The following is an 11,237-nucleotide window of genomic DNA, read 5'->3' on the forward strand; positions in this document are numbered from 1 at the left end:
CCCGGCGCTGCTGGTCAAGCTCGTCATGGGTGGCGTATGAGTCTGGTGGAACAGATCTACGAAGCGGCATCCCACGCGGGCTTGCTGAAGGAGTGCCTCTGGCGCCCCGCCGACGGCTCGCCGCCGCAGAGCCATCCGGTCGGCTTCGCCGCGCCGGATGGCACGGTGCTCGACGGCTTGGCCCTGAGCACCGAATACGCGATCTCCTACCCCGCATCCGTCTTCACCGGTCTTGCGTCCCGTGAGGCGGTCGAGATCGACGGCGCAACGTTCCTGGTGCGCGACATCCGGGCCGTGGGCGACGGCTCCGAGATGCGCGCAACCCTCACGAGGGCCTGACCCATGGCCGACAACTCGATCCGCGAGCGCATCCTGCTCGCGGTGGCGGCGGCTGTCCGGCCCGCGGCCGAGGCGTTCGGGGCCGGTCTGCACCGTTCGCCGGCGGTGGCCATCAGCCGGGAGCAATGCCCGGCGCTGGTGGTGTTTCCGGAAATCGACGCCATCACCGAACGCGCCAACGACCGCGTGACGCGGGAACTCACTGTCCGCCTCGTGGCGCTCACGCGCGCCGTGCCGCCTGCCGTCCCCGAGACCGCGGCCGATGGGCTGCTCACGGCAGCGCACGCTGCCTTGATGACGGACGGCACCCTCGGCGGTCTGGCCTTGGGGCTGCGCGAAGTCGATGCCGAATGGGAGATCGAGGACGCCGATGCGGTGGCCGTGGCGCTGCCGGCGCGCTACCGCATCACGTACCGGACGCTGGCCAACGATCTTTCAACCCTTGGATGAACACCCATGACCGTACTTGTCCTGACCCGCTCGCACACGCATGCGGGCAAGCCCTATGCGCCCGGTGACCGGATCGAGGTGGACGTGGCCACGGCCGACTGGCTAATCGCGCACGACATCGCCAAGCCGGGGCCGGCCGCCCCTGTCGCCAACCCCGACACCGCACCCGAACCGAAACCTCTCCCACGCAAGGAACCCAAGCCATGAGCACCTATGCATCATTCCAAGGCCGCGTCTTCCTCGGCAAACGCGACGCGGCCGGCCTGCCCATCGAAGTGCGCTCGCCCGGCAACGTGGCTGAGCTGAAGCTTTCGCTCAAGACCGACGTGCTGGAGCACTACGAGAGCCAGACAGGCCAGCGCTCGCTCGACCACCGGATGGTCAAGCAAAAGTCGGCCACGGTGAACCTCACTATCGAGGAGTTCACGAAGGAGAACCTCGCCCTCGCGCTGTACGGCAACCACGTCACCGGCTCGGGCGGCACGGTGACCGGCGAACCGGTAGGTGGCGCCGCGCCGGTCGTGGGCGACCGCTACTTCCTCGCGCATCCCAAGGTGTCGTCGCTGGTCGTGATGGATTCGGCCGGCACGCCCGCCACCTTGACCCTGGGCACCCACTACACCGCCGACACCGATTTCGGTGCCCTCCAGTTTCTGGAGATCACCGGCTTCACGCCGCCGTTCAAGGCCAGCTACGCCTACGGCGTCGCCACCGAGATCGGCATCTTCACGCAGGCACTGCCCGAGCGTTACCTGCGGTTGGAAGGCGTCAACACCGCACAGGGCAATGCCAAGGTGCTGGTCGAGCTCTACCGCGTCGCGTTCGATCCGCTGAAGGAGATCTCCTTCATCTCGGACGAGTACAACAAGTTCGAGCTGGAGGGCTCGCTGCTGGCCGACTCGACCAAGCCCTTCGACGCGCTGCTCGGCCAGTTCGGCCGCATCGTGCAGCTCTGAGCCGGGGTGAGCCATGAGTGATCTGGAAACCCTGATTCCGCAATCCGTGGAGCTGGTCATCGACGGTGAGCCCCTGGCCATCAAGCCGTTGAAGGTCGGCCAGATGCCGGGCTTCCTGCGTGCGATCACGCCGGTGATGCAGCATCTCACCGGCGGCGAGATCGACTGGCTCGCGCTGTTCGGCGAACGCGGCGATGACCTGCTGTCGGCCATCGCCATCGCGGTGGGCAAGCCGCGTGCATGGGTGGATGAACTCGCCGCCGACGAGGCGATCTTGCTGGCGGCCAAGGTGATCGAGGTGAATGCCGATTTTTTTACCCGGACGGTGATCCCCAGGATCGACACCCTGTTCGCGCAAACGAAGCTGCCACCGGGGAGCAAGGCGGCTGGTTCGACACCGTCCAGCACCTGATCGCGCACGGCCACCGCCTGCCCGACATCCTCGACTACACCCTGGCGCAGGTGCGCGGCTTCGTCGCCGCGACGGCGCGCACCGACGCGGCCCGCGATGCGCGGCTGCTGTCGCTCGTCGCCATCGGCACGCGCGGCGACGCCCGCCATCTCGACCAGACCCTCGACCAGCTCACCCATCGGGCCACTGACCATGCGCATCTCCGTCCGCATCGATAGCAAGGCTGCGCAGGCGCAACTGCGCCGCTGGGGCGGCGAGTTCCGCGACAAGGTCAAGAAGGCGGTGGCGCGCGCCATTGCCAGCGAGGCGGTCGAACTCAAGCAGGACGTGCGTAGCCACGCCGCGAGCCAGATGGCAGTGGTCAAGAAGTCCTTCCTCAAGGGCTTCACCGCCAAGGTGCTGGACAAAGACCCGAACCGCCTGCCTGCACTCTACGTGGGCTCGCGCATTCCGTGGTCGGGCATGCACGAGCGCGGTGGCCTGATCGCCGGTCGGATGCTGATCCCGTTGCACGGGCGGGTCGGCAGGAAACGCTTCAAGGCCCAGATCGCCGAGCTGATGCGTGGCGGCAATGCCTATTTCATCAAGAACGCAAAGGGGAACATCGTCCTGATGGCCGAGAACATCAAGGAACACGACCGGCCGTTGGCGGGCTTCAAGCGCCGTTACCGCAAGGCCGAAGGCGTCAAACGACTCAAGCGGGGCGCGGACATTCCGATTGCCGTGCTGGTGCCGAAGGTCGTGCTCAAGAAGCGCCTCGATGTCGAGCGTCTGGTCGCGGGCCGCATCCCGCGTCTGTCGGCGGCTATCGAGAAGCAGATCCGGACGGTGGACTGACGCTCACGCTTCCCACGGGTTGACGATCTGCACGCCAAGACCTTCGAAGTCCTTGACGTTGCGAGTCACCAGCGTCAGGTCGTGCTGCAAGGCCGTCGCTGCCAGCAGGCCATCGATGACCGGCAAGGTGCGACCGGCGCTGGCCTGCACACGGCCCCAGCGGTCGGCGACCTCCGCGTCGATGCCCAGCACCCGACCGAGGAAGTAATTGGGCAACCCCACTTCCAGCCAGTCCGTGAGGGTCTGGCGGAAAGCGGGATCGGCGACGCCTTCGATGCCTTTGCGGATTTCGCCCAGGCTGAGGACGGAGAGATACAGCGACTGGCGCGGGCGCGCTTGCATCCACGCCACGACCTTCGCGTCGGCCTTGCGGTTGCGCAGTTCGGACAGGACGTTGGTGTCGACGAGGTAGCTCAAAACGTGATCTCGCGCGGCAGGCTGCGGCTACGTTCGAATTCGATTTCGTCGTGCCCCGCCAGCGGCGAGGCGCGCATGAAGTCCACCAGCGACTGCTCGCCGCCGGAAAGCCGGTCGAACAGCTCGCGCGACAGCACCACGGCGACGGACTTGCCGTGCAGCGTGATGTCCTGCGGCCCTTCCTGCGCCGCGTGCTTGACCAGTTCCGAGAACCGCGCCTTGGCGGTTTGCATTTGCCAGCTTTGCATGACAGCCTCCTGACGACCCAACAAGTCTGACCATAATAGTTAGAACTCTACCCGAATCCTACCCTCATGGCAAACCGCATTTCCGTCCTCGTCGCGCTCGAAGGGGCCGACGAGGGGCTCAAGCGCGCCATCACGTCCGCCGAGCGCAGCCTCGGCGAGTTGTCGGCCACGGCCAAGACCGCTGGCGAGAAGGCCGCTGCCGGGATGGCCCAGGTCAAGGCCGGGATGTCGGCCTTCGGCGATCAGATCTCTACAGCCAAGACGCAGCTGCTCGCCTTCCTGTCGATCAACTGGGCGGCGGGCAAGGTGCAGGAGATCGTCCAGATCGCCGATGCCTGGAACATGATGTCCGCGCGCCTGAAGCTGGCGACCGCCGGCCAGCGCGAGTACGCCGTCGCGCAGAAGGAGCTGTTCGACATCGCCCAGCGCATCGGCGTGCCGATCCAGGAAACGGCCACGCTGTACGGCAAGCTGCAGCAGGCGGTGCGGATGCTGGGCGGCGAGCAGAAGGATGCGCTCACGATCACCGAGAGCATCTCGCAGGCGCTGCGTCTGTCGGGCGCATCGGCCACCGAGGCGCAGTCGTCTTTGCTGCAGTTCGGGCAGGCGTTGGCGTCGGGCGTGCTGCGCGGCGAGGAATTCAACTCCGTCGTCGAGAACAGCCCGCGTCTGGCCAAGGCGCTGGCCGATGGTCTGAACGTACCCATCGGTCGCTTGCGCAAGCTCGCCGAGGAAGGCCGCCTCACTGCTGATGTGGTGGTGAACGCGCTGATGAGCCAGAAAGACAAGCTCGCCAGCGAGTACGCCCAACTGCCGCAAACCGTCAGCCAGTCGTTCGAACGCCTTAAGAACGCCTTTGGGCAATGGATCAGCAAACTCGACGAATCGACCGGCTTCACCAAGAAGCTCGCCGAGGCGCTGACGTGGTTGTCGGAGAACCTCGACACGGTGATGCAGTGGTTGAAGCGCATCGCCGAGGTGGGGCTGGCCGTGCTGATCTACCGCCTGATCCCGGCACTCATCACCGCGTGGCAGACCGCCGGTGCGGCGGCGGTCACGGCCGCCAGTGCAACCGCTGCCGCCTGGACGACGGCCAACTTGTCGGTGTCCGCCGCCGTGGCCAGCGTGGGCGTGCTCAAGACGGCGTTTGCGGTGCTCGGGGCCTTCCTCGTCGGCTGGGAGATCGGGACGTGGCTGTCGGAGAAATTCGAGATCGTTCGCAAGGCGGGCATCTTTATGGTGGAGGTGCTGGTCAAGGCGGTCGAACAACTGCGCTACCACTGGGAAGCCTTCGCCGCCATCTTCACCTCCGACACGATTGCCGACGCCACCAAGCGCCACGAGGCTCGTCTCGCCGAGATGAACCAGATCTTCGCGCAGATGTACGCCGACGCCTCCAAGGGGGCGGATGCCGCCAAGGGCGCGATGAACACGGCAGCCAGCGCCGCCGAGGAGATTGCCAAGCGGCTGGAAGCAGTGCGTCAGGGGACGCAGGAAGCGGTCGGGCGCGGCATCGAGGCGGTTCACAGCGCCCTGGAGAAACTGAAATCTCGCCTCGGCGAGGTCGAACAGGCCGTCGGCAAGGCCAACCAGACGGTCAACGACGCGACCGCGAAGATGGCCGAGGCGTACAAGGGCCTGACCTCCATCGTCGAGGCCAACCTGCAGCGGCAAGTCGAGGCCGTGAAGGCGCGCTACGAGCAGGAGAAGAGCGCGCTGGAACTCTCCAAGCAGTCCGAAGCCGCGCTGATCACGAAGTCCACGCAACTGCTGACCGAGGCGCTGACCCAGCAGACCACGCTGCGGCGGCAGGCCACGACGGACGCGTTGAAGCTGATCGACGACGAGTCCCGCGCCAAGATCGAAGCGGCGCGCCGCGATGGGCAGACCCAGGCCGAGCGCGCGGCCAACGTCACGCGGGTCGAAAACGAAATCCTGGCCACCAAGCGCCAGACGATGACGCAGGCGTTGGCCGAGTACCGTCAGCACATCGACGCGCTCAACGCCGAAGCCAACCGGCATCTGGCCGAGATCAAGCGCATCGAGGAGGAAAAGCGCCAGCTCTCGATGACGACGGAGGAGCGCGTCCGCGACATCCGCCGTCAGGGCATGACGGAATTCGAAGCGACCGAGGACCGCAAACGCCAGATCGCCGAGTACCAGGAGAAGGCGCGCGAGGCGCTGGCCAATGGCGAGTTCGAGCAGGCCCGACAACTCGCGCAGAAGGCGATGGATCTGGCCGCGCAGGTGGCGAGCAGCCAGACCAGCGAGGCCAAGCGCGGTGAAGACGCCCGCAAGCAGTCCGAACAGGCGGTGTCGCAGGTCACCCAACTGGAGGCCCAGTCGCGCGAGGCCTATCGCAAGCAGGAATACGCGCAGGCCGAGGCCTTGATGCGTCAGGCCGATCAGCTCCGCGCCGAACTGGCCCAGAAAACCAAGGATGCCGACGCGCAGATCGCGCAGGGCAAGGACGGCGTCAATCAAGCCATCCAGCGCATCCGCGAGTCGGAGGAGATTCTGAACAAGACGCTGGACGCCGAAGCCAAGGCGCATCAGACGGCGGCACAGTCGGCTCTGACGGCCCGCGACCAGATCAAGCAGACGCTGACGCAGACTTCAGTCGAGATCGATCAGATCACCGCCAAGCTCAAAGACGGCCTGAAGGTCACCATCGACGCCGACACCGCGCGCTTCGACAAGGCCATCGCCGATCTGGACAAGGCGCTCGCCGAGAAGGAGGTGCTGCTCAAGATCCAGGCCGACCTGCAGGAGGCCGAGAAGAAGCTGCAGCAGTACGAGCAGTTGCTCAAGGAAGGCAAGACCCTGCCGGTCGATGCCGACGTGTCCAAGGCGAAGGACGCGCTGGCCAGGCTCAAGACCTACGCCGACCAGAACTCGCAGCTCGAACTGAAGGTGGCGACCGAGAAGGCGCAGGCCGCGATCAGCAATGTCGAGAACCAGATCAAGGCACTGGATCGCATCCAGACCGAATCTCGGCATCAGGTCAGTACCAATGCCGAAGCGGCCCGAGCCGAGATCATGAGCCTGAACGGGGCCAACACCTCGAGCACGCACACGATCTACGTAACGAAGGTGGAAACGAATGCCACCGGCGGTCTGGTCGGGGGTGGCGTGCGCCGCTACGCCGATGGCGGCGCGGTGGCCCCGGCGTTTCCCCGGATGACTGGTGGATCGGTTCCCGGCTCTGGCCACCACGACACCGTGCCGCGCACCTTGGACGCCGGTGCCTTCGTGATTCGCAAGGCCGCTGTGCAGAAATACGGCGGCGGCGCGCTGGCGCGTCTGGCCAATGGCGTCGCCAACTTCGCGGTCGGCGGGCGCGTCGCCTCGTTGGGCAGCGCCGGCTCCACAAGCACCGATCCGGACGGCAAGCCCAGCACGCCGAAACGCAACCGCGAGGCGGTCGAGGCCTTGAAGATGATCGACCTCGGCCTGCAGGGCATGGACGAGTACACGCGCTGGCTGGAATGGAACTACGGTGCGTCGGTCAGCCTCGACATGCGCTGGAAAACGATGGAGAGCTATGGCAAGCAGGCCCAGCAGGATCGGCGCGCGCTGGAGGACTTCATCGACCGCAAGACGCTTACCGGCAACGAGCGCCAGAACCTGGAGCGCATCAAGCAGACGTGGCGGCAGGCGATGGCCCAGCCTCTGCTCTGGGGCAAGGACCTGGAGCGCGAGCTGATCGACTACATGGAGCAGCACCAGGGCGAGTTCTACCGGCGCGGCGGCCTGTCGAAGTCGGACACCGTGCCCGCGATGCTGACGCCCGGCGAGTATGTCGTGAACAAGGGAGCCGTCGCCCGCTACGGCGCCGGCTTCTTCGAGGCGATCAACAACCTGGCCGCTCCGGCGCAGGCGCTGGCCGGTCGCGTGCTGGCGGGCGTGCAGGGTTTCACCTCCGGCGGTCTGGTGCAACCCATCGGGTCCGGGCTGACGCGCCCAGTGCTGCCGAGCGATGGCGGCCCCGCGCGCACCGTGCGCGTGGAACTGTCCTCGGGTGACCGCAAGGTCAACGCCACCGTCGATGCGCGCGACGAGTCGCGCCTTCTGCAACTCCTTGATGCCGCCCGTTCCCGGGCGGTGTGAGTCCTTCCCGATGCAACTGAAGAACCTCTCCGACGAGGTGGCCCTACTGCTGCCAGACGATTTGCTGTGGAGTGATGAGCACGCCTGGACGCCCGCCGTAGCGTCCGCGTCCTACCTCATCACTGGAGCCTTGCTGATCCAGTCGGCGACCCGGCAGGCCGGGCGTCCGATCACGCTGGTGGGCGCGCCCGATATGGCCTGGGTTACGCGCGTCACGGTGGAACAACTGCGTGCCTGGGCTGCGATTCCTGTCGGCAACAACACGGGCCGCTTCGCGCTGACCTTCGCCGATGGCCGCTCGTTTTCGGTGGCCTTCCGCCACGCAGAAACGGCCATCGAGGCCGAGCCGGTATTGGGCATCCCGGCACGCGCCGACACCGACTTCTACCGCCTGACCCTTCGATTCCTGGAGATCTGAGATGCCGATCCAATCCGGCGACGTGAAACTGCTGAAGTCCGCCGTGATGGCGGACGTGCCCGAGGGTGGTGGCGCGCCCACGGGCATCACCATCGCCGACGGCGTCTCCAACGCCATCTTCCCCGACATCTCCGAACTGGATCGTGCCGGCGGCCGGGTCAATCTGCGCAAGACCTTCGTCTCGGTGCAGACCGACGACACCGACACCTACTTCGGGGCGAACGTCATCGTGGCCGAGCCGCCGCAGGATGCCCGCGTCAGCGTCACGCTGTTCTCCACCGAGAAGACCTTCGACACCCGTGAGCAGGCGCAAGTCCGTATCGAGGCCTACCTCAACAAAGGGCCGGAGTGGGCGGGCTACCTGTTCGAGAACCACATCGCGGGCCAGCGCGTCATCCAGCTTTTCCAGCGCGTCACCGACACCATCCCCAATGTCGGCCAGACACTGGTCTTGATCGAGAACGAGGGCCTGGGCACGCAGAAGGAGCAGTACATCCGGGCCACCTCGGTGTCGGTCGTGGAGCGCACCTTCACCTACGACAGCGACCAGGACTACAAGGCCAACGTGGTCACGGTCGAGATCAGCGACGCGCTGCGCTACGACTTCACCGGCTCACCCGCGACGCGCACCTTCACACGCGCCAGCAACAGCACCAAGGTACGCGACACGGTCGTGGCCGACGCGGGCACCTATGTCGGCGTGGTGCCGCTGACGCAAGCTGCCGCCGTCGGCGACTTCACGATCAAGGGCGCGTCCATCTACACGCAGCTGGTGCCCAGCGCCCAGACCGAGACGCCGATCTCCTTCGTCCCGCCGTATGCGGCCGCGGGGCTGCCCGTGCCCGGCGCGGTCCCGGTCAGCTACACGGCCAGCCACGCGTGGACGACGAGCGTGAAGTTCAGCCTGCCGGGGGGATGCCTGCCGGGGTCGCTGGCCATCGCCACGGACGGCATCACGATCTTCGACGACGCTGGCCTGCTCAAGACCGCCAGCGGCACGATGGGCACCATCGACTACGCCAACGGCATCCTGAGCCTCAACTCCGGTTCGATGTCGAACGCGAAGGCGATCACGTACACGCCAGCCGCGCAGATTCTGCGTGCGCCGCAAAGCTCGGAGATTCCGGTCACGCCGGAGTCGCGCAGCCAGTCCTACGTCGGCACGGTCAATCCGGTGCCGCAGCCCGGCACGCTGTCCATCAGCTATATGGCGCAGGGGCGCTGGTACGTGCTGTCCGACGGCGGCAGTGGCTCGCTCAAAGGATTGGATGCCAGCTACGGCGCGGGCACGTTCAACAAGAACACCGGCGCGTTCGTCGTGACGCTCGGAGCGCTGCCCGACGTAGGCAGTTCACTGATCCTGACCTGGAACGTCCCGACGCAAGAGACGCAGCAGCCGCAGGCCAGCCTCAAGGCTTCGCAGAGCCTCGCCTTGAATCCGCCCGCCGGGACTGCGGTACAACCCGGCTCGCTGAGAGTCAGTTGGGAGTACAGCGGTACCAAGACCGCGTCGGCGGCGACGTCTGGCGTGCTGTCCGGGGCAGCCACCGGATTCCTGAGCGCCGCGCAGAACCGTCTCGACTTCGCGCCCAACGTGATGCCGTCAGTGGGCACGCAGCTCACCGTCAGCTACGTCGCAGGCCTCAAGCACGAGGATTCGTTCGCTCACCCCTCCCGCAATGGCGCGGGGCTGCTTCCTGTCACCGCGACCCTCGGAGCCATCGAGCCGGGCTCGCTCGAGGTCGAGTGGAACACGCTGACCGACACGGCGGTGTTGGGTGCGTACACCCTCGCGCAACTGCAGGAAATGGGCGTTCAGGCTGCGTGGCGCGACCCGACCCAGATCGGCCGCGACGACGGCAGCGGCAACGTCGTCCTCAACGGCGCGAGCATCGGCACGGTCAACTACGCCACCGGCGAGGTGATCTTCAATCCGGACGTGACCGTCCGGATTCCGCGCCCGAACTACACCTCGGCGGCCGTCGCGGGAACCGGTCGCTGGCGCCTGAACTATGGCGGCCTGTCCTACGTTGCCGCGCCGTCGCTGTACCCGAACGACGAATCGGGCTACGTGAAGCTACGCTACAACAGAGCGGGCGCGACCAACAATCAAACGGAAACCTTTCAGTTCGCGCCCAGCTTCAAGCTGGTGCCGGGCGTGAACGCCCAGGTGGTAACGGGCACGGTGCTGCTCACGACCAGTGGCGCGCAGCCCTGGGGCGACAATGGTCAGGGCACCTTGCGCGAGTTCACGCCCAGCGGCTGGGTCACGCGCGGCACGATCAACTACCTCTCGGGCGACGTCACTCTCACGTCCTGGACGGCGGGTGTGACCAATGCGATCACGCGCGCCAGTTGCGTGACCACGGTCGGCGAGAACATCTCCAGCGAATTCGTGTTCCGCACCGGCGCGGCCCCGCTGCGACCGGGATCGGTCTCGATCCAGTACGCCCGCGCGGTCGGTGGCACGCAGAACGTGACGGCAGGCATCGACGGCAAGATCGAGGCGACCGGCATCAACGGCAGTGTCGACTACGAGACCGGCCTGGTACGCGTGCGCTTCGGCACGACGGTCACGGCGGCCGGCAACGAGAGCGAGCCGTGGTACGCCGCCGACCGCGTGGGGACGGACGGCAAGATCTTCCGGCCCGAGCCGGTGGCTGCCTCCAGTGTGCGCTACAGCGCAGTGGCCTACAGCTATCTGCCGCTGGATGCCGATCTGCTCGGCATCGATCCGGTGCGGCTGCCCAGCGATGGGCGAGTGCCGATCTTCCGTCCGGGTGGCTTCGCCGTCGTCGGCCACACCGGCAAGATCACCACCTCGGTCAGCAACGGCCAGACCATCGATTGCGCCCGGGTGCGCCTGTCGCGCGTGCGCGTGGTCGGCCACGACGGATCGGTGATCCACACCGGCTACACCGCCGATCTCGAGGCCGGCACGGTCACCTTCACCAACGTGACGGGCTACAGCCAGCCGGTGACCGTCGAGCACCGCATCGAGGACATGGCCGTGGTGCGCGACGTGCAGATCAACGGCGAGATCAGCTTCA

Annotated in this window: 12 protein-coding genes; 10 read left to right on the top strand and 2 right to left on the bottom strand. The window is 66.5% G+C overall.

Going from position 1 to position 11,237, the window contains the following annotated elements:
* The first annotated feature begins 36 nt into the window (after nt 1-36).
* Genes A6M56_RS07705 through A6M56_RS07735 form a run of 7 tightly spaced genes read left to right on the top strand, consistent with a single transcriptional unit; the run spans nt 37 to nt 2,994 of the window.
* Complete coding sequence (locus A6M56_RS07705; protein WP_353744911.1) at nt 37-339, top strand: head-tail joining protein; 303 nt, start codon at nt 37-39, stop codon at nt 337-339.
* A 3-nt stretch (nt 340-342) separates the two neighbouring features.
* The gene (locus A6M56_RS07710) at nt 343-789 is read left to right on the top strand and encodes a hypothetical protein (RefSeq protein WP_286758002.1); all 447 of its coding nucleotides are present in this window, start codon (nt 343-345) and stop codon (nt 787-789) included.
* A gap of 6 nt (nt 790-795) precedes the next feature.
* Nucleotides 796-996 carry a DUF7210 family protein gene (locus A6M56_RS07715; protein ID WP_286758003.1) on the top strand — a complete coding sequence of 67 codons (201 nt, stop codon included), beginning with the start codon at nt 796-798 and terminating at the stop codon, nt 994-996.
* Complete coding sequence (locus A6M56_RS07720) at nt 993-1,745, top strand: phage tail tube protein (protein WP_286758004.1); 753 nt, start codon at nt 993-995, stop codon at nt 1,743-1,745. Before A6M56_RS07715 ends, A6M56_RS07720 begins: the two co-directional genes overlap by 4 nt.
* A 13-nt stretch (nt 1,746-1,758) precedes the next feature.
* Complete coding sequence (locus A6M56_RS07725; protein ID WP_286758006.1) at nt 1,759-2,157, top strand: DUF6631 family protein; 399 nt, start codon at nt 1,759-1,761, stop codon at nt 2,155-2,157.
* 50 nt (nt 2,158-2,207) lie between these two features.
* On the top strand, nt 2,208-2,375 hold the full coding sequence (locus tag A6M56_RS07730) for a hypothetical protein (protein ID WP_257984079.1): 168 nt from the start codon (nt 2,208-2,210) through the stop codon (nt 2,373-2,375).
* On the top strand, nt 2,350-2,994 hold the full coding sequence (locus A6M56_RS07735; protein WP_102080551.1) for a DUF6441 family protein: 645 nt from the start codon (nt 2,350-2,352) through the stop codon (nt 2,992-2,994). Before A6M56_RS07730 ends, A6M56_RS07735 begins: the two co-directional genes overlap by 26 nt.
* A 3-nt stretch (nt 2,995-2,997) precedes the next feature.
* On the opposite strand, the gene A6M56_RS07740 is transcribed toward A6M56_RS07735, so the two are convergent.
* Together A6M56_RS07740 and A6M56_RS07745 are read right to left on the bottom strand one after the other, a co-directional pair.
* Entirely contained in the window at nt 2,998-3,411 is a 414-nt protein-coding gene (locus A6M56_RS07740; RefSeq protein WP_102080550.1) for a type II toxin-antitoxin system VapC family toxin, read from the bottom strand.
* A complete protein-coding gene (locus A6M56_RS07745; RefSeq protein WP_102080549.1) occupies nt 3,408-3,659 on the bottom strand; it encodes a type II toxin-antitoxin system Phd/YefM family antitoxin in 252 nt (83 codons plus the stop codon). The genes A6M56_RS07740 and A6M56_RS07745 overlap by 4 nt, the downstream gene beginning before the upstream one ends.
* Nucleotides 3,660-3,725: 66 nt before the next feature.
* Here A6M56_RS07745 and A6M56_RS07750 point away from each other — a divergent pair, with 66 nt between their 5' ends.
* The 3 genes from A6M56_RS07750 to A6M56_RS07760 form a co-directional block, all read left to right on the top strand.
* The gene (locus A6M56_RS07750) at nt 3,726-7,769 is read left to right on the top strand and encodes a tape measure protein (protein ID WP_102080548.1); all 4,044 of its coding nucleotides are present in this window, start codon (nt 3,726-3,728) and stop codon (nt 7,767-7,769) included.
* A gap of 10 nt (nt 7,770-7,779) precedes the next feature.
* Complete coding sequence (locus A6M56_RS07755) at nt 7,780-8,187, top strand: hypothetical protein (RefSeq protein WP_102080547.1); 408 nt, start codon at nt 7,780-7,782, stop codon at nt 8,185-8,187.
* 1 nt (nt 8,188) lies between these two features.
* On the top strand, nt 8,189-11,237 hold a 3,049-nt coding region (locus A6M56_RS07760), incomplete at its 3' end, for a hypothetical protein (protein ID WP_286758008.1).

The organism is Ralstonia sp. RL (assembly GCF_001683835.1).
GTDB classification, from domain to species: Bacteria; Pseudomonadota; Gammaproteobacteria; order Burkholderiales; family Burkholderiaceae; genus Ralstonia; species Ralstonia mannitolilytica.

Excerpts from the sequence above, each read along its gene's own strand:
- A6M56_RS07705 (WP_353744911.1), top strand. The coding sequence starts at position 37 with ATGAGTCTGGTGGAACAGATCTACGAAGCGGCATCCCACGCGGGCTTG.
- A6M56_RS07710 (WP_286758002.1), top strand. The coding sequence starts at position 343 with ATGGCCGACAACTCGATCCGCGAGCGCATCCTGCTCGCGGTGGCGGCG.
- A6M56_RS07715 (WP_286758003.1), top strand. The coding sequence starts at position 796 with ATGACCGTACTTGTCCTGACCCGCTCGCACACGCATGCGGGCAAGCCC.
- A6M56_RS07720 (WP_286758004.1), top strand. The coding sequence starts at position 993 with ATGAGCACCTATGCATCATTCCAAGGCCGCGTCTTCCTCGGCAAACGC.
- A6M56_RS07725 (WP_286758006.1), top strand. The coding sequence starts at position 1,759 with ATGAGTGATCTGGAAACCCTGATTCCGCAATCCGTGGAGCTGGTCATC.
- A6M56_RS07735 (WP_102080551.1), top strand. The coding sequence starts at position 2,350 with ATGCGCATCTCCGTCCGCATCGATAGCAAGGCTGCGCAGGCGCAACTG.
- A6M56_RS07745 (WP_102080549.1), bottom strand. The coding sequence starts at position 3,659 with ATGCAAAGCTGGCAAATGCAAACCGCCAAGGCGCGGTTCTCGGAACTG.
- A6M56_RS07750 (WP_102080548.1), top strand. The coding sequence starts at position 3,726 with ATGGCAAACCGCATTTCCGTCCTCGTCGCGCTCGAAGGGGCCGACGAG.
- A6M56_RS07755 (WP_102080547.1), top strand. The coding sequence starts at position 7,780 with ATGCAACTGAAGAACCTCTCCGACGAGGTGGCCCTACTGCTGCCAGAC.